The sequence below is a fragment of the Pseudomonas sp. LBUM1672 genome (assembly GCF_059695655.1).
The window spans coordinates 5,615,587-5,638,390 of the sequence record NZ_CP166781.1 but is presented as its reverse complement, the minus strand read 5'-3'; the positions used below and the strand labels follow the sequence as shown (position 1 = coordinate 5,638,390).

The following is a 22,804-nucleotide window of genomic DNA, read 5'->3' as shown; positions in this document are numbered from 1 at the left end:
ATGACCCGAGCGTTGGTCTTTTGGCTGCTGTGTTTGATTCCTGCGCTGGCGACAGCGCAGGACGAACCGCTGCGACTGGGCTTCAAGGGTGAATTGATTTCGCTGAACCGGACTCAGGTGATTTCCCGCGAGCCATTGCCTGCTGATGTGCAGGCACCGCTCGGCAGTTTGTGGAAATTGTTTGTGTACGGCTGGCTGGTGGATACCGGCGCCCGTGAGCCGGCGTATGAGTGTCGCGGGCAGTCGAAAGAGGAAGTTTATTGCTGCACGGCGGGTGGCAAGATCGAACGCGATCAGGCGTTGGTGAAATCGTGCGGTTTGTACTTTGATCCGGCGCGATTGGGTATTTCCAATGCTGGCTGGCGGGGATATTGGCAGGCTCGGCAGGCTCCGGAATGGTTGCTGGACTTGCCTTCGTTGCAGCCTTCTACGCGCGTGTCGGTGGCGGAATTGCTGAAGGTGCTGGCCGTGATGCCGGCTCAGGATCAGGCGCGGCGGGTGTTGCTCGATGTGGTGCTCAATGCGGCTGACGGCAATGTCGTCGGCGAACTCGGTGGCCGGTTGCGGGTGAAAACCTGGAGTTGGTTGGGCGATGAGGATCCTTCGTCGCGTCAGGGCGGGTTTGCCGGTTGGACGACGGACGGCACGCCGATCTGGGCGGGCGGGCGCGGGACCAGTCAGATGGTGCTTCGTCATTACGGGGCTGCGTTGGCTTCGGTGTTGTCGGTGGATTGGCCCGCGGACGCAGGACGATGTGTCGAGGTCGGGCTGTTTTCTCGTTATCCGATCGGGCGCGTTCTGGCCGGGGATCACGTTGTGGCTTCCGGGCCTTTGCAAGGCGATTACCGCGTCGAATTCGCCAACGGCAATCAACTCGATATCCACAGCGATGGCGAACTGTTTCTGTTGAAGGACAAGCTCGTCGCCCGGCTGGACCGTGAAGAGTACGTCGCCCGGGTCCTGCAACGTGAAGCCAAACCCGAACCTGCTGAAGCCGCTAAAGCACTGGCCATTGCGATAAGAACCTACCTGCTGCAAAACGCCACCCGCCACGGCGATTGCCTGAGCATCGACGACAGCAGCAGCCGCCAACGCGTCGCCCCACGCCCGGCCGCCGCCGAATCACGCCACATCGCCGCCTGGACCAGCGACCTGGTCCTCGCCGGCAGCACCGTCACCTATCACTCCGACCAACCCGGCCCGGACAAACTGTCCTGGCAGCACGCCGTCGAACAAGCCAACGCCGGCCAACGCTACGACGCCATCCTGCTGCACGCCTACCCGCGCGCCAGCCTCAGCCGCTGGGACAACCCCGTCGCCTCCTGCGAAGCACTGCCCGCCGCGCAAGACTGGCTGCAAAAGCAACGCCGCGGCTGGCGTCCGCGGTTGGAAAGCGAAGTCGGCTACAACGACGTCAGCACCTTCGCCGTCTGCCGCCTGGCCTTCGGCCGCCCCTATGTCGACCGCGAACGCCAGCGCATCTACGTGCGCGGCGTGCTGTCGCTGCAAGACCGCCTCGACCTGACCCACGAATACCTGCACCTGGCTTTCGAAGCACACCCCAACGGCCAGGATGAAACCTACATTGAAGGGCTCGCCCGCCACCTCTTGCTGGAATAGGCCATGAAACTCCGTTATCCACAGGTCTTCCTGTTCCTTTGTTCTTTTTGCGTATTGCCGACGGTTTTTGCGGCTGAGAGCGGCGTGAAACTTGATACGCCCGTTGGTGGTTGGCGCACTGGCGCGTCCGAAGGTGAAGGTGAAAGCTTTCGTCAGATTGTTAACTACCCGGCTTCGTCGGTGAACACCCCGGTGGGCCAGGCCAATACTGCGCGTATCACCGGACAGATCAACGCCACGCCCAAGTCAGGTGAACCGGGACGGTTGATCATCAACGGCGTCAGCATGCCGCTGAAGATTGATCCGGCTGGACGCTTTGATCGACCGTTCTCGTTTCCCAATGGCAGCAACAGCGTTGAAGTTCGCAGCCCCGATGGTCAGCAGCGGCATCGGACGCAGTTTCTCAATGCCAGTGGTGGCGCCACGCCGGCCAAGTTGCGGGTGTTGCTGGCGTGGGACAGCGATGGGACGGATCTGGATCTGCACCTCATCACGCCCGATGGTGCGCACATCTGGTATGGCGATCGGGTTGTGCCTAATGGTGCGGCGCTGGATGTTGACGTGACGACGGGGTATGGGCCGGAGATCTTCGCCATGCCAGCGCCGATCAAAGGCCAATATCTCGTTTACGTGAACTACTTCGGGGGCGGGTATCGGAGTGATGAGGAAGGCCAGGGGGAGGCGGTTCAGCCGCTGACCACGGCGCAGGTGACGGTGATTACGGAGGAAGGGACGCCGAACGAGAAGATGGAGACTTTTCTGGTGCCGATGCGGGCGGTGGGAGAGTTGACGTTGGTTAAGGGGTTTAGTTATCCGTGAGGCTCTGAGACAGCGACCGCAGCATTTGCACGCGGTTGCGCTCCTAATCCTTCGCACCATACAGCTCCCCGTCTGCACCCACCTGCCAGTCTATTAATGGGGGTGACAGATCTGTTCAGTCATTGCGAGTCGTCCTCCATGGATGCGTCATCACTTGCTAGCTCGCGCTCGATCTGTTCAATGCTGGGCAGGCTGGTTTGCAGTTCTACCGGCAAGGATTCCACTAATTGGTATTCGGCAACACCGATGGGGCGGGCGTTATCACGCAGCGCGTATTCGGCCACAATCTTATTCTTGCTCTTGCTCTTGCTCTTGCTCTTGCTCTTGCATAGCAGAAGGCCGATGGTCGGGCCGTCCTGCGGGTACTTGAGTTGGGCATCGACTGCGGTGAGGTAAAAACTCAGCTGACCCAAATGCTCGGGCTTGAACTTCCCAGACTTCAGTTCGATTACCACATAGCAACGTAGCTTGAGGTGATAAAACAGCAGGTCGATGAAGAACTCGTCACCGCCTACATCCAGCAACACTTGCTTGCCGACGAAGGCAAATCCTGCACCCAGCTCCAGTAAGAACTCGGTGACATGCTTCACCAGAGCGTTTTCGATCTCGCGTTCCTGGGCATGAACAGTCAGGCCGAGAAAGTCGAAACGGTACGGGTCTTTCAGTGATTCGCGGGCCAGGTCGGACTGTGGCTTGGGCAGGTGATTATCAAAGTTACTGACTGCATTGCCACTTCGCTCCAGCAGACGGGTCTCTATCTGCATTACCAAGATGTTACGCGACCAGTTGTGTTCGATGGCCTGGGCGGCATACCAGCAGCGAGTTTCCGGGCTGGGCAATTTGTCCAGCAACGCTAACTGGTGATACCAAGGCAATTGTGCAAGCACCTCTTGCACAAATTTTGCGTCCGGCCACGCTTGGGCAAAGGCGCGCATGTACTTGAGGTTGCGTGGGGAAAACCCTTTCATATCCGGAAAAGCCGCAAGCAAATCCTGAGCTAGGCGGTCGATCACCTTGGTTCCCCAACCCTGTTGTGCTTGCCGGGACAAAATATCTTGACCGATCTGCCAGTAGAGCAGCACCAGTTCGCGGTTCACCGCCAGAGTGGCGCGCTGCTGGGCGTTATGGATGCGGCTTTTGAGGTCGGCCAGCCAATCTCCATAGCCTTCGGGCGGAATGCTCAGGCTAGCGGGGGTGTCGCTCATGCTTTTTTCCCTTGTGGCTTTTTCGGCGCGGCCTTCGCCGCGTTTGCCGTCATCTTGGTGCAGAGGCTAATAGAAAGCTGAGGCGATAAAAAAGCGCCGAGTGAATGGGAGCACTCTGCACCGAATCAAGCGGTGGGCTGCTAAAACCATTACTGATCTGGCAGTGACGGTCGAAGATTAGTCAGCGCATTTAGCAGACGCAAGCAGGTAGGACCTTCAAGGATGTTTCCTTCAAAAGAAAGCGAAGATGCTTACTTTTAGGCCTCTGTCGCCTATTGAAAGAAGAGTGTCAGCACTGCTGACACTAGATCAGAAGCTTTTCGACAGGCATTAAAAAGCCGGCTTGTGGCCGGCTTCTCGGGGACTGGCTTGGTTCATTTTTGGTAAACCTCGCCAGCCTTCAAAACGTACACCCGGATCTTGCGTCCGGCTGTGGGACTCGGCGAGAAAATCATCTGCCTTGTCGGTGCGATCAGAGCCGCGGGGCGGGGTGATGCGCAAATGTGGGGCGCAGCATACTGATTTTTTTGCCGGATTCCCAGTGTGGTGTGCGTCTTAGAGCTATCGGGGCTTGGGATCGAGTGATCCGTCTGGATATCCAGGGTGAATGTTCCATCGCTTTCGCGGGCAAGCCCGCTCCCACAGGGATTGAGTGATGCCTGTGGGAGTGGGCTTACCTGTAAAAATGCCTGGGTGCTACAAAAACGGCACCGCCGGCCGCCGTTTGTTCAGCGTCGACCACCAGAACACCCACCCCAGCACCCTGATGTTCTGCTTATCAATCTGCTCGGCATTGAAGATCTCATCCGGGTGTTCGGCCTGGTTGTAGCTGCGCAACCGCAGGGCATTGCCCGGCATCCGGTGCAGGTATTTGATGCGCAGCATGCCGTCGTGCTCGATGGCATAGATTTCCCCGTCAATCACCTTGGTCAGTCCGCGGTCGATGGCGAGTGTGGAGCCGTCCTCAATCCGTGCTCCCATGCCGTTGCCGATCATCTGGACGCAGAAGACATCCGTGTATTTGATTTCCAGGGAGTCGAGGTGGCTTTTGGGCAGGCGGATGAATTGGCCGGGGTCTTCGACGACGTGAGTGTTGAAGGAGCCCGGGGCGATGGGTATTTCCTTGTAGAGGGGCAGTTCGACATCGGTGGGTTCGACCACCGTGTAGATGCCGCGAATGGCCTGGGCGTCGAAGGTGTTGCCGGACTCGTCGAGCAGGCGCAAGTGTTTGGAGTCTTGGGAACCCTCGCCGGTTTTCAGCCAGTCGCTGTTTACCGAGAGTAGTCTGGAGACTTCTTCCATGCGGTAGGCGGGCACACCGCGGGTGTACCAGTTGTGGATATTTTGCGGCTCCGTATCGAAGAAAGCGGCAAATCCTGTCGTCGTTATTTTCGCTTTTTCGAGGAGCGCTTTAAACCGTGGGCCGCTAGTGTTCTTTTTCATAAACACGAGTCTACGGGCGCCGGGGCGGGCTTTGAATAAACGAACCGTTCAAATTTCGAGGGAAATTTACGACCGGATGTAAGACGTATTTGGAACAAATTAAACAAGAAAAAACGTAGCGTTCTGGAAGTAAACGCGCCGTTTAAAAAGCCCTTAATGGACGCCCACAAAAAACCCCGGATCAACCGGGGTTTTCTTCAAGTCGTCACAGGCGCGAGGCCAATGGCGCCTTAGCCTTTATAGGCAGCAACCGACTTCATGATCTCGGTGCGAGCGGCTTCTGCGTCGCCCCAACCTTCAATCTTCACCCATTTGCCTTTTTCGAGGTCTTTGTAGTTCTCGAAGAAGTGCTTGATCTGTTCCAGCAGCAGTGGAGGCAGATCGGTGTATTCCTTCACGTCGACGTACAGCTGGGACAGCTTGTCGTGTGGGACTGCGATGACTTTGGCATCGCCGCCGCCGTCGTCGGTCATGTGCAGGATGCCGACCGGACGTGCGCGGATCACCGAGCCTGGTGCAACCGGGTAAGGGGTCACGACCAGCACGTCGAGGGGGTCACCGTCGTCAGCCAGGGTGTTCGGGATGAAACCGTAGTTGGCCGGGTAGAACATCGGGGTGGCCATGAAACGGTCAACGAACAGGCAATCGCTGTCTTTGTCGATTTCGTACTTGATCGGCGCGTGGTTGGCCGGAATCTCGATCGCGACGTAGATGTCGTTCGGCAGGTCTTTGCCAGCCGGAATCTTGCTGTAGCTCATTGGGCGGTGCCCCCGTTAGTTGACCAAAAACACTTGGCCGGATTGACCAAAAAGTGGCGGCGATTATAGGCATATTCCGCCGTTGATGCTACGTACCAAGGGTCGTAGAGACCTTAGTCGTGTGCCTGATAGACCGGGTTCTCGGCCAGAAGTTGCCGCAGCCTGGCCAGTGGGTCCTGGCGGTAAAACAGCTTCAGCTGCTCATAGACCTGAGGATACGCCTCGTGCAGCAAATCCGGGGCGCTGAAGAAGTATTCGCTGGTGACCGCGAAGAATTCGGCGGGGTTTTCTGCCGCGTAGGGGTCGATAGCCGTTTCGGCGTCCGGATTACGGTCAAGGTGCTTATTCAGGTCGTCGTAGGCGTGCTGCATGACCTTGGCCCATTCGCTGACCCGCATGTCGGGGTGCAGCGGCGGCAAGCCGTTGGCGTCGCCGTTGAGCATGTCGAGTTTGTGCGCGAGTTCGTGGATCACCAGGTTGTAGCCTTCCCAGCCGCCGCTGGCCATTACGCCCGGCCAGGCGAGGATGATCGGGCCTTGCTGCCAGGCTTCGCCGCTGTGCTCGCCGTCCCACTCGTGTTCGACGCCGCTGGCATCACGATGGCGTTGAGGGCTGAGGAAGTCATCGGGGTAGAGGACGATTTCATGGAAACCCTGATACCAGTTCAGGTCGCCCAGGTGCAGCAGCGGCAATTGCGCTTGAGCAGCGAGCAGCAGGCGCTGCTCCTGATGGAGTTCGACGCCGGGCAGGGCGGTCAGGTGTTTATCTTCCAGGAACAGCACGCAGGCTTCGCGCAGCCATTGATCTTCGGCGGAGCTGAGGCCATCGAGAAAACTCAAGTGATGGCGCACCCGTTGCCACAGATCGTCGGCAATCGGGTGTCTGGCCAGGATACGCCGGCGACGCCAGGCGCTCAGGGACCACATCGCGAGTCAGCGCGATTGGGTTTTGGACGCGGCGTTGCCGAAGCGACTGCGGACCACGCCGATGATCATTGGCACCAGCGACAGCAGGATGATGGCCACCACCAGCAGCGAAAGGTTTTTCTTGATGAACGGTACGTTGCCGAAGAAGTAACCCAGGGTCACCAGGCCGCCGACCCACAGAATGGTGCCGAGGACGCTGAAGGCAAAAAAACGCGGGTAAGGCATTTTGGCGACGCCGGCGACGAACGGTGCAAAGGTGCGGATGATCGGCAGGAAGCGCGCCAGAGTCACAGTCTTGCCACCATGCTTGTCATAGAAGTCATGGGTTTGCTGCAGGTAGTCGCGACGGAAGATTTTCGAGTTCGGATTGCTGAACAAACGTTCGCCCGCGGTTCGGCCGATGACGTAGTTGGTGCTGTCACCGAGGATCGCCGCCAGCATCAACAGGCCTCCCAGTAATACCGGGTCCATGCCGCCGCCAGCCGCTACGGCGCCAGCGATGAACAACAGGGAATCGCCCGGCAGGAAGGGCATTACCACCAGGCCGGTTTCGCAGAAGATCACCAGAAACAGGATGGCGTAGATCCATGGCCCGTAGTTGTTCACCAGCAAGTCGAGGTAAACATCGAGATGCAGGATAAGGTCGATCGGGTTGAAATCCATGGAGGGGCACCTGTGGTGACGGCCGGACTCTGCGGGCCTGTGCGGATGACTTCGCGAAAGCCTACAGAGGAGTGTAGTTTTTCTTACAAGCCGAAAAGGCCGGCATTATACGGGCTGAGTGGTGAAACGCGCGTCGAGATTGTAGCGGGGGATGTCTATGGCGCGGCCGGAAGACTGGTGACAATAAATAACCCTTCTGTGATGAGGGCGAACGATCCCTCATCACAGAAGCCGGCAGGCATCAGAGCTCGTCGCTGATCGGCAACACGTAGTTCTTGAACTCGGTGTCTTCCTTGAACCCGATGGATTCGTAGGTTTTCTGCGCCACTTCGTTATTGCTGCTGGTGGAAACGCGCATGCGCACGGCATTGGTTTCCTTGGCCATTTTCTTCGCGGTGCGGATCAGGTTGTCGGCCACCAATTGGCGGCGGGCGTCTTCGGCGACGTAGATGTCGTTGAGGATCCACACGCGTTTGAGCGAAAGGGACGAAAAGCTCGGGTACAACTGACAGAACCCCATCAGTTTGTCGTCGCCATCGGCCAGCGCCAGGTAAATCACCGATTCCTTGCGTCGCAGGCGTTTCTCAAGGAACGCCCGGGACGAGTCCGGATACGCCAGGGAACCATAAAACTCGCGATATTTGACGAACAACGGGGTCAGCAGGTCCAGGTGTTCGAGGGTCGCTTGAATAATCCGCATCGATAGGTCTCGTCTTCAAGTGGCTGTCTTCACGTGCTCTGACGGCGAACGGTTCTTTCACTCGGGCAGCCGTGCATCGATCCTGCCTGAAACCGGAACAGAAACGCAATGCGGAAACGGTTCAGGCATTCGGCGGGCTCAGTAGGAAATTACCTTTCATGTCTGCACCTGCGTCCGACTCCAGCGTCTGAACCTGGGCTTCGTCCTTCAGATTGACTCCCGACAGCTGCCGGCGGCAAGCCTCACGCATCAGGTACAGCAAACGGTGTGCCGCCATGCCGTAGCTCAAGCCCTCGAGCCGGACATTGGAGATGCAATTGCGGTAGGCGTCCGTCAGCCCGACCTTTGGATTGTAGGTGAAATATAACCCCAGGCTGTCCGGCGAACTGAGGCCGGGGCGTTCACCGATCAGGATCACCACCATTTTTGCGCCGAGCAATTCGCCAATCTCGTCGGCCACGGCGACCCGGCCTTGCTCCACCAGCACCACCGGCGAAGCGGACCAGCCTTCAGCCTCGATCTGCTCTTGCATCCGCGCCAGAAACGGCAAGGTATGGCGATGAACGGCCAGCGCCGACAAGCCATCGGCGACCACGATCACGAGGTCCACACCGCCCGGTTTGGCCAGCGCGTACTCGCGCAGGGTCTGCGCCGACTCATCACTCAACTTTCGCCCCAGATCGGGCCGCTGCAGGTAAGTGTCCCGGTTCGTGGCGGCACTGTGCAGCAGCAAACTCTCACGCCCGGCCTTGGCCAGTTGTGAGCTGAGTCCGGCGTGATCGAACGGCAAGTGCACCGCGTCCCGGGCTTGAGCGTGGGCGAACTGGAAATCCAGTTGCGCACGGGTCGGCATGCTGGTGCCGGTGCGACCCAGGGCAATCCGCGCCGGGGTCAGGCGACGCAGTTCCAATAGCGGATTCTCTGGATCAACAGGTGGTTTATCCATTTCAACACTCATCCCAGTTGCGCCATTGCTTGGCGGAAGGCCGGCGGCAGCTTGTCGCCGAAGTGAATCTTGCCGTCCGCTTGCGTCAGGATGCCCATTTTTGCCAGCCACTGTTCGTACTCCGGCGCCGGTTTCAGGCCCAGGGTCTGGCGGGCGTAAAGGGCGTCGTGGAACGAGGTGGTCTGGTAGTTGAGCATGATGTCGTCGGAGCCCGGGATGCCCATGATGAAGTTGATCCCGGCCACGCCCAGCAGGGTCAGCAGGGTGTCCATGTCGTCCTGATCGGCTTCGGCGTGGTTGGTGTAGCAGATGTCGCAACCCATCGGCACGCCCAACAGCTTGCCGCAGAAGTGGTCTTCGAGACCGGCGCGGATGATCTGTTTGCCGTTGTAGAGGTATTCCGGGCCGATAAATCCTACGACGGTGTTGACCAAAAACGGTTTGAAATGGCGCGCCACGGCGTAGGCGCGGGTTTCGCAGGTCTGTTGATCGATGCCGTGGTGGGCGTTGGCCGACAGGGCACTGCCCTGGCCGGTCTCGAAATACATCAGGTTCTGGCCCAGAGTGCCGCGATTCAGACTCAGGCCGGCGTCATAACCTTCCTGCAGGACATTCAGGTTGATGCCGAAACTGGCGTTCGCCGCTTCAGTGCCGGCGATCGACTGGAACACCAGATCCAGCGGAACACCGCGATTGATCGCCTCGATGGAGGTCGTGACGTGGGTCAGCACGCAGGCCTGGGTCGGAATTTCGTAGCGCTGGATGATCGCGTCGAGCATTTCCAGCATGGCGCAGATCGACGCGATGCTGTCGGTGGCCGGGTTGATGCCGATCATCGCGTCGCCGTTGCCGTACAACAGGCCGTCGAGAATGCTCGCCGCAATGCCGGCCGGTTCGTCGGTGGGGTGATTGGGTTGCAGGCGCGTGGACAGTCGCCCACGCAAACCCATGGTGCCGCGGAATTTCGTGACCACGCGGATCTTTTGCGACACCAGTACCAGATCCTGCACGCGCATGATCTTCGACACGGCGGCAACCATCTCCGGGGTCAGGCCGGGAGCGAGGGCGCGCAGGCTCTGTTCGTCGGCCTCATCGCTGAGCAGCCAGTCGCGGAACCCGCCGACGGTGAGATGGCTGACGGCGGCGAAGGCTTGTTTGTCGTGAGTGTCGATGATCAGTCGGGTGACTTCATCGGCTTCGTAAGGAATCAGTACTTCCTGCAGGAAATGGCTCAGGGGGATGTCAGCCAGGGCCATTTGTGCGGCCACACGCTCGCCGTCGTTGAGGGCGGCGACGCCGGCCAGAAAGTCCCCGGAGCGCGCCGGACTGGCCTTGGCCATGACGTCCTTGAGGCTCGCGAAGCGGTAGGTCTGGGCGCCGACGGTGTGAGCAAAACTTGCCATACAGATTCTCCGTGACGGCGCAGACAGGACCTGCGCCGTGATTTCTGGCCGTTAGTGCAGGGCTTTTTCAGCGTTCTGAATGGCCGCGAACTCTTCTTCGGGCGTGCCTGCTACCAAGTGATGCCGACTGTAGAAAGCAAAGTAAGCAATTAACACTCCATAGATGATCGCAGCACCAATCACCACGCGTGGGTCTACCAGAAAACCCGCTACTACGGCGATGCAAGCCAGCACCAACGCTACACCCGAGGTGAAGATACCGCCCGGCGTGCGATAGGGCCGATCCATTTTGGGGCGTCGAATGCGCAGTGTGATGTGCGCCGCCATCATCAGGACGTAGGAAATGGTCGCGCCGAACACTGCTACCAGAATCAGCAGGTCGCCTTGACCTGTCAGCGACAAGCCGAATCCGATGATGCCGGGAATAATAAGAGCCAGAACGGGAGCCTTGCTCTTGTTGGTTTCTGACAGTTTGCGCGGCAGGTAGCCGGCGCGGGACAACGCGAAGATCTGCCGCGAGTAGGCGTAGATGATCGAGAAGAAACTGGCAATCAATCCGGCCAGGCCTACCAAATTGACGAAGTGGCCCATCCAGGTCGAGCCGCCATAGGCCTTGCTCAATGCTTCGACTAACGGATTACCCGAGGTCAGCAGTGCATTGGCGCCCGCACCGCCCGGGCCGATGACCAGAATCAGCAGGGCAAAGCTCACCAGCACCAGCATGGCGCCGATCAATCCGCGGGGCAGGTCGCGTTTCGGGTTTTTGGTTTCTTCTGCTGCCAATGGCACGCCCTCGACAGCGAGGAAGAACCAGATCGCGTAAGGAATTGCCGCCCACACGCCGACGTAGCCGAAGGGCAGGAAGCTGCTGGCGCCCTTGGCGTCAGTCACCGGGATGTCGAGCAGATTGGCGACGTTGAAGTGCGGCACCATCGCCACCAGAAACACGCCCAGTGCCAGGGCGGCGACGGCGGTGATGACGAACATCAGTTTCAGCGCTTCGCCGACCCCGAAAATGTGAATGGCGATAAAGATGATGTAGAACGCCAGGTAAATCATCCAGCCACCGATACCGAACAGTGACTCGCAATAGGCGCCGATAAACACCGCGATCGCCGCCGGGGCGATGGCGTATTCGATCAGGATTGCGGTCCCGGTCAGAAACCCGCCCCACGGCCCGAATGCGCTACGGGCAAAACCGTAGCCGCCACCCGCGGTAGGAATCATGGAAGACAGCTCCGCCAAGGAGAAACACATGCACAGGTACATGGTCGCCATCAGCAACGTGGCGAGAAACATGCCGCCCCAGCCACCCTGGGCCAGGCCGAAGTTCCAACCCGCGTAATCGCCGGAGATGACGTAGGCCACGCCAAGACCCACCAGCAGGACCCAGCCTGCTGCACCTTTTTTCAGTTCCCGTTGCTGGAAATAGTCGGAGCCAACTTTTTCAAAGTCGACCGAGGAGGTAGCCGGCTGCACGCTGGCTTGATCGCTAGGCATAGGGGTTCACCTGTTCTTATTGTTTTTGACCGGCGTGATTGCCGGGTTGGCGCGAAGGCCCGATGTGCAAGCAAGCTCACTCCCACAAGGAGAGTGGCTTGCCTGCGACAGACGGTTTAGAAGAAGCCCAACGGATTGATGTCGTAGCTCACCAGCAGGTTTTTGGTCTGCTGATAGTGGTCGAGCATCATTTTGTGGGTTTCACGACCGACGCCGGACTTTTTGTAACCGCCGAACGCGGCATGCGCCGGGTACAGGTGGTAGCAGTTGGTCCACACACGACCGGCCTTGATGGCGCGGCCCATGCGGTAGGCGCGGTTGATGTCACGGGTCCAGAGGCCGGCACCCAGGCCGAACTCGGTGTCGTTGGCGATGGCCAGGGCTTCGGCTTCGTCCTTGAACGTGGTGATGCTCACCACCGGGCCAAAGATTTCTTCCTGGAACACACGCATTTTATTGGTGCCCTTGAGCAGGGTTGGCTGGATGTAATACCCGGTCGCCAGGTTGCCCTCGAGTTTTTCCACCTTGCCGCCGGTCAACAGCTCGGCGCCTTCGCCCTTGGCGATTTCCAGGTACGAAAGGATTTTGTCGAATTGCTGCTCGGACGCCTGGGCGCCGACCATGGTGTCGGTGTCCAGCGGGTCGCCACGCTTGATCGACAGGACTTTCTTCATTACCACTTTCATGAAGTCGTCGTAGATCGACTCTTGCACCAATGCACGGGATGGGCAGGTGCAGACTTCGCCCTGATTGAAGAACGCCAGCACCAGGCCTTCGGCGGCTTTTTCGATGAAGGTCTCTTCAGCTTGCATGATGTCGGCGAAGAAGATGTTTGGCGACTTGCCACCCAGCTCCACGGTGGACGGAATGATGTTTTCAGCGGCGCATTTCATGATGTGCGAGCCGACCGGGGTCGAGCCGGTGAAGGCGATCTTGGCGATGCGTTTGCTGGTGGCCAACGCTTCGCCGGCTTCTTTGCCGAAACCTTGCACGACGTTGAGCACGCCTGGCGGCAGCAGGTCGCCGATCAGTTCCATCAGCACGGTGATGCCCAGTGGCGTCTGCTCGGCCGGCTTGAGCACCACGCAATTACCGGCAGCCAAGGCCGGGGCGAGTTTCCACGCCGCCATCAGAATCGGGAAGTTCCACGGGATGATCTGCCCGACCACGCCCAGCGGTTCGTGGATGTGATAAGCCACGGTGTTGCCATCGATCTCGGCGGCGCTGCCTTCCTGAGCGCGGATGCAACCGGCGAAGTAACGGAAATGGTCAGCGGCCAGCGGAATGTCAGCGTTGAGGGTTTCACGCACGGCTTTGCCGTTGTCCCAGGATTCGGTGATTGCCAGGACTTCGAGGTTCTGTTCGATGCGGTCGGCGATTTTCAGCAGCACCAGCGAGCGCGCCTGGGCGGACGTGGCGCCCCAGGCATCGGCCGCAGCGTGGGCAGCGTCCAGGGCCTTTTCGATGTCTTCGGCCGTGGACCGCGGGAATTCAGCAATCGGTTGGCCATTCACTGGCGAGGTATTGGTGAAGTACTGACCTTTGACAGGCGCGACGAACTCGCCGCCGATGTAGTTACCGTATTTGCTCTTGAACGAAACGATAGCGCCTTCAGTACCGGGGTGAGCGTAACGCATGGTGATTTCTCCTTGGCTTTTGTGCTTATAAGGGAGAGCGCATGTGCGCCTGCTATAAGCGTAGAGCAAAGGTCGGGCCACTGCCCTGCAGGTCAGGCAAATCAAGGCCTTGCGTGGTTTTTGTCGGACAGGCGGACCGAGCCTGTGACGCTTTCGGTACAGCCCCTGTGACACTTTGTACCGCTTGTGGCACAAGCTGTGACTGGCGAGTCTGGCCAGCATTGCAATGCGCCGATGGCTGGAGGATGCTGGGCCACAAATCAATGCACCGGTATTTCTCTGTGGCGAGGGAGCCTGCTCCCGCTGGGTTGCGAAGCAGCCCCAAAATGTCTGCCGATTATGGTTTTTGGCGAGCGCTTCGCACTCGAACGGGAGCAAGCTCCCTCGCCACAGGATGTGTGTCAGCCCTTCGTGGGGTTCAGCACAGCTCTCGGGGAGAATAATAAGAAATGCACGACAACCATTTGAGTCGCCATGCCCAGCAAGTCTTGACCGTCACTCAGGGCAAGTCCCACCTGCACGGTCCCGGCAGCGATCCGTCCATTGCCCGTTCCTGGCTGCGCTGTCTTGAGGACTATCACCTCGACCCGGCCCTGACCATGGCGCCGACGGTGCTGGAACATGGGCGGGTGCTCGAAAGCCGCGAACGCTTGCAGCAAGTGCTGCACATTGCCGGCAACGAAATGACCAGCCTGCATCAGCAACTCTCCGGCGCCGGGCATGCCGTACTGCTGACCGACGCCCGCGGGGTGATCCTCAACTGTGTCACCGCGCCCGCCGAACGGAAAATCTTCGAACGCGCAGGCCTGTGGCTCGGCGCCGACTGGAGCGAAGCCTGCGAAGGCACCAACGGTATCGGCACCTGCCTGGTGGAGCGCCAGTCGCTGACCATTCACCAGGATGAACACTTTCGCGGCCGCCACACGGGCCTGACGTGCTCGGCGAGCCCGGTGTTCGACCCTCACGGCGAGCTGCTGGCGGTGCTTGACGTGTCCTCGGCGCGTCACGAGGTTTCACGACAAAGCCAATTCCACACCATGGCTCTGGTCAATCTGTCGGCGAAGATGATCGAGAGCTGCTATTTCCTGCGCTACTTCGACAATCAATGGCTGCTGCGCTTTCACTTGCAGGCTGAATCCGTCGGGCTGTTCAGCGAAGGGTTGCTGGCATTCGACGGAGAAGGGCGCATCAGTGCGGTCAACCAGAGTGCGTTGAACTTGCTGGGGCATATTCGCGGTGGATTGTTGGGCAAGCCGGTCGAGGCGTTTTTCGATTGCTCGCTGGACGACTTGCTCGGCCGCGCCAGTGTCAACGCCAGCGCCAGTTGGCCATTGCGCACCCGCGATGGGCGGAGCCTGTTTGCCCTGTTGCGTGGGCAGCCGCGCAGCATTCCGGTACCCGTGGTGCCAAGCCCGGCGATTGCCGAGCGTCCGCGTCTGTCGGGCATTTGCCTGGGCGATGCCGCGTTGCAGGAAGATTTCCGCAAGTCCTTGAGGGTCTTCGAGCGAGACGTGCCGCTGTTGATCAATGGCGAAACCGGTTCCGGCAAAGAGGCCTTTGCCAAAGCCGTGCATCAGGCCAGCCAGCGATCGGAAAAAGCCTTCGTCGCCCTCAACTGCGCGGCGATCCCTGAAAGCCTGATCGAGAGCGAGCTGTTCGGTTATCGCGGCGGCAGCTTCACCGGCGCGCGCAAGGAAGGCATGCGCGGCAAGTTGCAGCAGGCGGACGGCGGCACGCTGTTCCTCGATGAAATCGGCGACATGCCGTTGGCGTTGCAGACCCGACTACTAAGAGTGCTGGAAGATCGTCAGGTGGTGCCGATTGGCGGCGAACCGGAGGCGGTCAATGTGCGGATCATCAGCGCCACTCACCGTAATTTGCTGGACCGGGTGCAGGACGGTAGCTTCCGCGAGGACCTGTATTACCGGCTCAATGGGCTGGAGGTTGCGTTGCCGGCGTTGCGTGAGCGCAGTGACAAATCGCAGCTGCTTGATTTCCTGCTGGCCGAAGAAGCGGGCGGGGAAACCGTACTGATCGATGAGCCGGCCCGGCAAGCTTTGCTGGGCTTCGTCTGGCCGGGGAACGTGCGGCAGTTGCGCAATGTGCTGCGCACCTTGGCGGCGTTGTGTGACGACGGGCGGATCGGGTTGGAGGATTTGCCGGCGATGATTCGTCAGGTTCGACCGGTGCAGGTTGTGGCCATTGAAGAAACTTCCGAACATCCGCTGGATGATGCTGAGCGGCTGGCGTTACTCAATGCGCTGGAGCAGACGCGCTGGCACATGACGCATACCGCCGAACAGCTTGGCGTCAGCCGTAACACCCTCTATCGGAAGCTGCGCAAACACGGAATCGCCCGCTAGAGGCTTTTGTGGCCAGGGAGCTTGCTCCCGCTGGGCTGCGAAGCGGCCCAAAAATCTGCAACTACGGTGTATCAGGTACATCGCGAACTCAGGTTTTACGACTGCTGCGCAGCCGGACGGGAGCAAGTTCCCTCGCCACAGAGACCGGGGCCCCATCAGCTAAAGAGTGCGATTTTCTCCTCCCTACGCTAACCTGCGGCCATGTTTTACGAGGTCGACTATGCACATTCATATTCTTGGTATCTGCGGCACTTTCATGGGTTCGATGGCAGTTCTGGCCAAAGAGCTGGGCCATCACGTGACGGGCTCCGATGCCAACGTCTATCCGCCGATGAGCACTCAGCTTGAAGCGCAGGGCATTGAGTTGACCCAAGGCTACGACCCCGCCCAACTCGATCCGGCACCGGATCTGGTGGTGGTCGGCAACGCCATGTCCCGCGGCAACCCGGCCGTGGAATACGTGCTCAACAAAGGCCTGCCTTACGTCTCCGGCCCGCAATGGCTGGCTGACCACGTGCTGCAAGGTCGCTGGGTCCTGGCTGTCGCCGGCACCCATGGCAAAACCACCACCAGCAGCATGCTCGCCTGGGTCCTGGAGCACGCGGGCATGAGCCCGGGTTTCCTGATCGGCGGCGTGCCGCAAAACTTCTCGGTGTCAGCGCGTCTGGGCGGTACGCCGTTCTTCGTCATCGAAGCGGACGAGTACGACAGCGCGTTCTTCGACAAGCGCTCCAAGTTCGTTCACTACCGTCCGCGCACGGCGATCCTGAACAACCTGGAATACGATCACGCAGACATTTTCCCGGATTTGCCCGCCATCGAGCGGCAGTTCCACCATTTGGTGCGCACCATCCCGAGCGAAGGCCTGGTGATCCACCCGACCACCGAGCCGGCGTTGCAGCGGGTCATCGAGATGGGCTGCTGGACCCCGGTGCAAACCACCGGTGCCGGCGGTCAGTGGCAGGTCAAACTGCTCAGCGAAGACGGTTCGAAGTTCGAAGTGATGTTCGAAGGCGTGGCCCAAGGCGTCGTCGACTGGGACATGACCGGCCAGCACAACGTCGCTAACGCCCTGGCCACATTGGCGGCCGCTCGCCATGTCGGCGTGGTGCCTGCCATGGGCATCGCCGCGTTGAGCGCGTTCAAAAGCGTGAAGCGCCGGATGGAAAAAGTCGCCGAGGTTCGCGGCATCACCATCTACGACGACTTCGCTCACCACCCGACGGCGATTGCGACGACCCTCGACGGCTTGCGCAAACGCATCGGCGATGCGCCGTTGATTGCGATCATCGAGCCGCGTTCCAATTCCATGAAGCTCGGCGCTCACCGTGACGGTTTGCCGGAAAGCGTGGTCGATGCCGATCAAGTGATCTGGTACGCCCCTGCCAACCTCGGCTGGGACTTGGGCGCGACCGCCGCATTGTGCACGGTGCCATCGATTGTCAGCGACTCCCTGGAAGGTATCATCGAGCGCGTGAAGAGCCAGGCCCAGCCCGGCACCCACGTGGTGATCATGAGCAACGGCGGCTTCGGCGGCCTGCACGGCAAACTCGCCGAGGCGCTGCAATGAACAACGGCCCGGAACGCATCACCCTCGCGATGACCGGCGCTTCGGGCGCCCAGTACGGTTTGCGTCTGCTCGACTGCCTGATCCGCGAAGACCGCGAAGTGCACTTCCTGATCTCCAAGGCGGCGCAACTGGTGATGGCGACCGAAACTGACGTCACGCTGCCGGCCAAGCCGCAGTCGATGCAGGCCTTCCTCACTGAATACACCGGCGCGGCGGCCGGGCAGATCAAGGTGTACGGCAAGGAAGACTGGATGTCGCCGGTGGCCTCGGGCTCCGGTGCGCCGGCGGCGATGGTGGTGGTGCCTTGCTCTACCGGGACCTTGTCGGCCATCGCGACCGGTGCCTGCAACAACCTGATCGAGCGGGCTGCCGATGTGACGTTGAAGGAGCGTCGCCAGTTGATTCTGGTGCCGCGCGAGGCGCCGTATTCGAGCATTCATCTGGAGCACATGCTCAAGTTGTCGAACATGGGCGTGACGATTTTGCCGGCTTCGCCGGGCTTCTATCACCAGCCACAGACCATCGATGACCTGATCGATTTTGTGGTGGCACGGATTCTCAACCTGTTGAACATCCCGCAAGACATGCTGCCGCGCTGGGGCGAACATCATTTGAGCAGCGATGAATAAGCTGCTGATTATGCTGCTGGCGCTGCAACTGACGGGCTGCGCCACGGCGCGCACGCTGGACGCCGCCAAGCCGGGAGCGCCAGTGGTGTACGCGGGGACGCGTCTTGATTTGTACGCCATGAACGGTGGGTGCTGCGCCATGGACCGGTTTGGCGCCGAAGCGCCGAGCTACCCTGGTGTCGATCTGCCGGCCAGCGCGTTGCTCGACACGCTGTTATTGCCGTTGTCATTGCTGACGGTGATCGGGGTGAGTTTTCAGGCGACGGGTGGGTTGTAGGAGACCCTGTGGAGAGGGGGCTTGCCCCCGTTGGGTCGCGAAGCGGCCCCAAAACAGGGACTGCTGCGCAGTCCAACGGGAGCAAGCTCCCTCGCCACAGGTCCTGCGGACTATTTGCCTAACTTGCGCAACTCGTCCGACTCGACAATCCGCACCCCATCCTGTTCTTCCAGCGCCAGCCGCCACATCGCCCGCGCCAATTGGCAGGCTTCGATGCCGCGGTATTTGCCAGGGATCAAGCGCGACAACGGCCCGACGAATTGCTCAGCCGTGCGCGGTTCGAGTCGCTCGCCCAACAACACCGAAGGTCGGCAAATGGTCAGCTGCGGCCAGTCCTGCGCGCGCAATGCATATTCCATCTCGCCTTTGACCCGGTTGTAGAAAACCGAGGATCTGCGATCGGCCCCCAAGGCACTGATGACGATCAGGTGTCGTGCTCCCATCTCCCGCGCACGTTTGGCGAACGCCACCACCATGTCCAGGTCCACCGCACGAAAGGCTTGTTCGGAGCCGGCCTGTTTGATCGTGGTGCCGAGGCAGCAGTAGGCGATGTCGACACGACCGTTCAGTTGCGGCAGAAACACCGCCGGGTCACCGACCGGGTTTTCCAGATGGGGATGCTCGGCCAGTGGCCGGCGTGAGGGGGCCAATACCCTTGAAATCGTTGGCTCATTGAGCAGGCGATCAAGCAAATGTTCACCGGTCAACCCGGTAGCTCCGGCAAGCAATACATGCTGAGGCGTCAAGTACATAGTGTTTCCCCCTTGATACTGTTCAGCTTAGTTGCTCTTTGCATCCTTGTTGCTGATAGAGACACTTTGTAGTGCTTTTCGTGCCTGCTGCTTGCGTAACAGCTGCCAGTGCGAGAGAACGGTTTTCGGCGCCCAGATCTGCGGTTCAGAGGCTTCGAAGCCGTCAGCCAGCTCACGCTCCGCCACCGTGGCCTTGGCCAGCTTGAAGGCCTGCTCCAGGTCATCGGTCTGGTTTAGTGCCTGGGCAAAAAGCGCATCGCCGAAGTAGGTGAAATTGGCTTCTTCCGAGCAACCGAAGGACACCCGGTCAGCGCGTGAGGCGGTCATGATCAGCGTGCGTTCATCCTTGAGCGCGGGGATGAAACCGCCGGAGTAGCAGGATGAAATCACGATGATCTTGTCGCGATTTCTCAGCGGCGCGAGGACGGCGGCGAGTTCATCGGCCGGCAGATCGGCCAACTCCATGCGCGGCTGGTCGAGCACCAGTTCATGTTCGCTGCTGCCGTGGCTGGTCAGGTAGATGAAAATCAAGTCTTCCGGGCCACTGCGCTCGGCGAGGGTCAGCGCAGCGCGGCGCAGGTTTTCCCGGGTGGCCATCGGCCGGTCGACGAGGTGATCGCGATGGTTCACCAGGCGGATCTGGCCGAAGGCGCCGAAGCGGCTGGTCAGCATGTTGCTGACGTAATCGGACTCACGCAGGAACACGCTCTGCTTACCGTCACCGCCGACGGTCAACGTGTACAGCTCAACCGCTGGCGTCGAGGCCGGCACGTTGGTCAGTGCATCGTCGAGCAAGCGGCCCTGGGCCAACAAACCGAGCTCCAGGCTATCGGGCAACAATTTGCCATCGGCATCGCGGACCCGCTGACCATTGATCCACGTGCCGCTTTGCACCGTGCCGTCCGTCAGCACCAGCGTGCCGCGCCCCGAATAGGCGTCTGCGTCGAACTGGCCGATGTAGAAGCTGCCGTCGGGCAGGTTCAATCGGCCTTGGCCACTGAAGCGCCAGTCGCTGAACTGGCCGACGTAATGACTGGCATCGGCACCAATCAACTCACCCTTGCCGTTCAGCGAGCCTTCCTTGAACTGGCCCAGCCAGACATCGCCGTCGGCGTTCTCGTAGCGGCCCTTGCCGTGCAGTTGATTGTTCTTGAAGCCACCGACGTAGATGTCGCCATCGGCGCTGTTGAAGGTCCCGTTGCCTTCCAGCTGACCGTCCTTGAAGTGCCCGGTGAACTGATTGCCGCTGGCGTCGCCGCGCTGGCCTTCACCGTTGGGTTTGCCGTGGGCGAACTGGCCCTGGTAAGAGCTGCCGTCGTCGAGTTCGAGACGACCGAGCCCTGAATATTGATCGGCCTTGAATTCACCGCGATAGGTCATCGCGTTTTCTTTGAGCGTGCCCTCGCCATCACGACGGCCGAGTTTGAATCCGCCGGTGTAGCTGCTGCCGTTGGTGGTCAGTGTGCCTTGGCCGTCGAACAAGCCTTGATTGAATTGGCCGCGATAGACCTCGCCGTTGCTGCCATGCCATTCGCCCTGGCCATGCCATTGGCCTTTGTCGAACTCGCCGGCGTACCAGCTGCCATTGGGGTAGTCGATGCGGCCCTGGCCTTGCAGCAAGCCGTTGACCAGATCACCGCGATAGCGCCCGCCGTCCGGCAAGCGGGCATCGGGGGGCAGCAGCGATTCGCCATCGCCGCAAGCGGTGAGCAACAAGGTCAAGGCGAGGAGGGCAAGTGAGCGCATAGCGGGATCCGGGCAATTATGCGACGGAGTATGCCGCAGCTATGTGTCGCATTTATAGAGACACGGCAGAGACACGGCGCGAAACAGCGTGAGCTGTTTCGCAATCAGGCCTGTGTCAGACGAAACAGAGGGACAGCGGCTCGGCGATATACGCCGGTTTGTCCGATCCTTCGATTTCAAGCGTGGCGGTGGCTTTGAGCAGCCATTGACCGGGTTTCTTCTCGATGACTTCGTTCATGTCGACCTTGAGTCGAACCCTGGAGTTGACCTTCACTGGCTGGATGAAACGCACGCTGTCCAGACCATAGTTGACCACCATCTTCGCCCCTTGAGGGAGGATCAGGATGTCTTCCATCAGTTTCGGGATCAGCGACAGCGACAGGAATCCGTGTGCAATGGTGCTGCCAAATGGCGTTTGCGCGGCTTTGACCGGGTCGACGTGGATGAACTGATAATCACCTGTGGCTTCTGCGAACAGGTTGATGCGCTCCTGATCGATGGTGAGCCATTCGGAACGTCCGAGTTCCTTGCCGACATAATCTTTGAGCTCTGCAACGGGAACATAGGGCATTGAGACTCTCCTTGGGTTTCATCGGATTTATAGTTTTTCGAGTGGGGGGATTTGGCCTCCCTGTGAACCACTTTAGATCAACATGGCAAATTGCTCCGGTCAACCGACCATGCTTTTGGCGAATGCCGATCCATAGCGTTGACGTGCTTATAATGCCCGGCCCCTGTTTGGTGGGGAGTGCGTGCGGGAGATGCTGGATGTTGTTACGTGGCCTGACCTGGCTGGTGCTGTTCCAATTGCTGGGCACAGCCATCAACCATTTGTTTTTACCGGTACTGCCCGGGCCGATTGTCGGCCTGCTGCTGTTGCTGGTGTACCTGATTTCACGCGGGCAGGTCGGCGAGCCGCTGAACCTGGCGGCCAGCAGCCTGCTGCGTTATTTGCCGTTGCTGCTGGTGCCGCCGGCCGTGGGCGTGATGGTTTACGCCAAGGACATCGCCGCGGATTTCTGGGCCATCGTCGGCGCACTGGTGTTGTCGCTGGTGTTGTCCATGGCGTTTGCCGGGGTGCTGATGCAGCGCATGGTCAAGCCTCATGCCCACCGCGGAGATCGCCCATGATCCTCGACTGGCACGGCGCGCTGGATTCGGTGATCCATCATCCGTTGTTCGGCATCGGCATTACGTTGGGCGCTTATCAGCTGGTGCTGGCGGCCTTCGAGAAAACCCGCTGGATCTTTCTGCAACCGGTGCTGGTCTCCATGCTGTTGGTGATCGGCGTGCTGACGGTGTGTGGCATCACCTTTATCGAATACCGCAAGAGCACCGAGATCCTCAGCATCCTGCTCGGGCCTGCGACCGTTGCACTGGCGGTGCCGCTGTACCTCAATCTGCGACGGATTCGGCAGTTGTTCTGGCCGATATTTACTACGCTGGTGATAGGCGGCGTGGTTGCCACGGGCATGGGCGTGTTGCTGGGCTGGTGGTTTGGCGCCGAGCACATGATCCTGATGACCATGGCGCCGAAGTCGGTGACGTCGCCGATTGCCATGTTGGTCGCCGAGCAGATCGGTGGTGTCGCGGCGCTGGCGGCGGTGTTCGTGTTGATCACCGGCGTGATCGGTGCGATCTTCGGGCCGAGTCTGCTGACCCGGCTGGGTGTGCACAGCCCTGAAGCCCGGGGCATGGCGCTGGGCATGACCGCCCACGCGGTCGGCACCTCGGTGGCCTTGCAGGAAAGTGAAGAATGCGGCGCCTTCGCGGCGCTGGCGATGAGTCTGATGGGCGTAGCCACGGCGGTGTTCCTGCCGTTGGCGGTGTCGATAGTGGTGTAAGGA

The 22,804-nt window shown here is 60.0% G+C and carries 21 protein-coding genes; 8 read left to right on the top strand and 13 right to left on the bottom strand.

Going from position 1 to position 22,804, the window contains the following annotated elements; translation table 11 throughout:
- Positions 1–1,620 carry a DUF2300 domain-containing protein gene (locus ACA053_RS25790; protein WP_497393996.1) on the top strand — a complete coding sequence of 540 codons (1,620 nt, stop codon included), beginning with the start codon at positions 1–3 and terminating at the stop codon, positions 1,618–1,620.
- 3 nt (positions 1,621–1,623) lie between these two features.
- Positions 1,624–2,439 (top strand): YfaP family protein, encoded by an 816-nt coding sequence (locus ACA053_RS25785; RefSeq protein WP_497393995.1) that lies wholly within the window; start codon positions 1,624–1,626, stop codon positions 2,437–2,439.
- A 119-nt stretch (positions 2,440–2,558) separates the two neighbouring features.
- On the opposite strand, the gene ACA053_RS25780 is transcribed toward ACA053_RS25785, so the two are convergent.
- From ACA053_RS25780 to exaC, 10 genes are all read right to left on the bottom strand, one after another.
- The gene (locus tag ACA053_RS25780; protein WP_497393993.1) at positions 2,559–3,644 is read right to left on the bottom strand and encodes a PDDEXK nuclease domain-containing protein; all 1,086 of its coding nucleotides are present in this window, start codon (positions 3,642–3,644) and stop codon (positions 2,559–2,561) included.
- Positions 3,645–4,340: 696 nt separating this feature from the next.
- Positions 4,341–5,087, bottom strand: a complete 747-nt coding sequence (locus tag ACA053_RS25775; RefSeq protein WP_497313950.1) for a S24 family peptidase — start codon at positions 5,085–5,087, stop codon at positions 4,341–4,343.
- A gap of 230 nt (positions 5,088–5,317) precedes the next feature.
- Positions 5,318–5,845: an inorganic diphosphatase gene (gene ppa, locus ACA053_RS25770; protein WP_028620880.1), complete on the bottom strand. Its 528-nt coding sequence runs from the start codon at positions 5,843–5,845 to the stop codon at positions 5,318–5,320.
- A gap of 113 nt (positions 5,846–5,958) precedes the next feature.
- On the bottom strand, positions 5,959–6,771 hold the full coding sequence (locus ACA053_RS25765) for a M90 family metallopeptidase (protein WP_497393992.1): 813 nt from the start codon (positions 6,769–6,771) through the stop codon (positions 5,959–5,961).
- Positions 6,772–6,777: 6 nt separating this feature from the next.
- Positions 6,778–7,434 carry a DedA family protein gene (locus tag ACA053_RS25760; RefSeq protein WP_010467341.1) on the bottom strand — a complete coding sequence of 219 codons (657 nt, stop codon included), beginning with the start codon at positions 7,432–7,434 and terminating at the stop codon, positions 6,778–6,780.
- A 241-nt stretch (positions 7,435–7,675) separates the two neighbouring features.
- Positions 7,676–8,134 carry a GNAT family N-acetyltransferase gene (locus tag ACA053_RS25755; protein WP_109635166.1) on the bottom strand — a complete coding sequence of 153 codons (459 nt, stop codon included), beginning with the start codon at positions 8,132–8,134 and terminating at the stop codon, positions 7,676–7,678.
- A gap of 121 nt (positions 8,135–8,255) precedes the next feature.
- A complete protein-coding gene (eutC, locus tag ACA053_RS25750; RefSeq protein WP_497393991.1) occupies positions 8,256–9,080 on the bottom strand; it encodes an ethanolamine ammonia-lyase subunit EutC in 825 nt (274 codons plus the stop codon).
- Positions 9,081–9,088: 8 nt separating this feature from the next.
- Positions 9,089–10,483 carry an ethanolamine ammonia-lyase subunit EutB gene (locus ACA053_RS25745; RefSeq protein WP_497393990.1) on the bottom strand — a complete coding sequence of 465 codons (1,395 nt, stop codon included), beginning with the start codon at positions 10,481–10,483 and terminating at the stop codon, positions 9,089–9,091.
- Between the two features lie 51 nt (positions 10,484–10,534).
- Complete coding sequence (gene eat, locus ACA053_RS25740) at positions 10,535–11,983, bottom strand: ethanolamine permease (RefSeq protein WP_461977063.1); 1,449 nt, start codon at positions 11,981–11,983, stop codon at positions 10,535–10,537.
- 116 nt (positions 11,984–12,099) lie between these two features.
- Positions 12,100–13,620, bottom strand: coding sequence for an acetaldehyde dehydrogenase ExaC (exaC, locus tag ACA053_RS25735; RefSeq protein ID WP_033054129.1), 1,521 nt, complete (start codon positions 13,618–13,620; stop codon positions 12,100–12,102).
- A 449-nt stretch (positions 13,621–14,069) separates the two neighbouring features.
- Here exaC and ACA053_RS25730 point away from each other — a divergent pair, with 449 nt between their 5' ends.
- From ACA053_RS25730 to ACA053_RS25715, 4 genes are all read left to right on the top strand, one after another.
- Positions 14,070–15,983 (top strand): sigma-54-dependent Fis family transcriptional regulator, encoded by a 1,914-nt coding sequence (locus ACA053_RS25730; protein ID WP_497393989.1) that lies wholly within the window; start codon positions 14,070–14,072, stop codon positions 15,981–15,983.
- 220 nt (positions 15,984–16,203) lie between these two features.
- On the top strand, positions 16,204–17,553 hold the full coding sequence (gene mpl, locus ACA053_RS25725) for a UDP-N-acetylmuramate:L-alanyl-gamma-D-glutamyl-meso-diaminopimelate ligase (RefSeq protein ID WP_109635158.1): 1,350 nt from the start codon (positions 16,204–16,206) through the stop codon (positions 17,551–17,553).
- Positions 17,550–18,182, top strand: coding sequence for a flavin prenyltransferase UbiX (gene ubiX, locus ACA053_RS25720; protein ID WP_109635156.1), 633 nt, complete (start codon positions 17,550–17,552; stop codon positions 18,180–18,182). The genes mpl and ubiX overlap by 4 nt, the downstream gene beginning before the upstream one ends.
- The gene (locus tag ACA053_RS25715) at positions 18,175–18,459 is read left to right on the top strand and encodes a YceK/YidQ family lipoprotein (protein ID WP_109635155.1); all 285 of its coding nucleotides are present in this window, start codon (positions 18,175–18,177) and stop codon (positions 18,457–18,459) included. Before ubiX ends, ACA053_RS25715 begins: the two co-directional genes overlap by 8 nt.
- 110 nt (positions 18,460–18,569) lie before the next feature.
- Here the strand turns inward: ACA053_RS25715 and ACA053_RS25710 are convergent, their stop codons facing one another.
- The 3 genes from ACA053_RS25710 to ACA053_RS25700 all read right to left on the bottom strand — a co-directional run bounded on the left by ACA053_RS25710 (position 18,570) and on the right by ACA053_RS25700 (position 21,528).
- Complete coding sequence (locus ACA053_RS25710; protein WP_109635151.1) at positions 18,570–19,211, bottom strand: oxidoreductase; 642 nt, start codon at positions 19,209–19,211, stop codon at positions 18,570–18,572.
- A 27-nt stretch (positions 19,212–19,238) separates the two neighbouring features.
- Entirely contained in the window at positions 19,239–20,957 is a 1,719-nt protein-coding gene (locus ACA053_RS25705; protein WP_497313937.1) for a C13 family peptidase, read from the bottom strand.
- A 115-nt stretch (positions 20,958–21,072) separates the two neighbouring features.
- Positions 21,073–21,528: a MaoC family dehydratase gene (locus tag ACA053_RS25700; protein WP_010467353.1), complete on the bottom strand. Its 456-nt coding sequence runs from the start codon at positions 21,526–21,528 to the stop codon at positions 21,073–21,075.
- Positions 21,529–21,725: 197 nt separating this feature from the next.
- Between ACA053_RS25700 and ACA053_RS25695 the strand changes: the two genes are divergently transcribed.
- On the top strand, positions 21,726–22,088 hold the full coding sequence (locus tag ACA053_RS25695) for a CidA/LrgA family protein (RefSeq protein WP_497393988.1): 363 nt from the start codon (positions 21,726–21,728) through the stop codon (positions 22,086–22,088).
- Positions 22,085–22,801: an LrgB family protein gene (locus tag ACA053_RS25690; RefSeq protein WP_109635146.1), complete on the top strand. Its 717-nt coding sequence runs from the start codon at positions 22,085–22,087 to the stop codon at positions 22,799–22,801. Before ACA053_RS25695 ends, ACA053_RS25690 begins: the two co-directional genes overlap by 4 nt.
- Positions 22,802–22,804 lie beyond the last annotated feature (3 nt).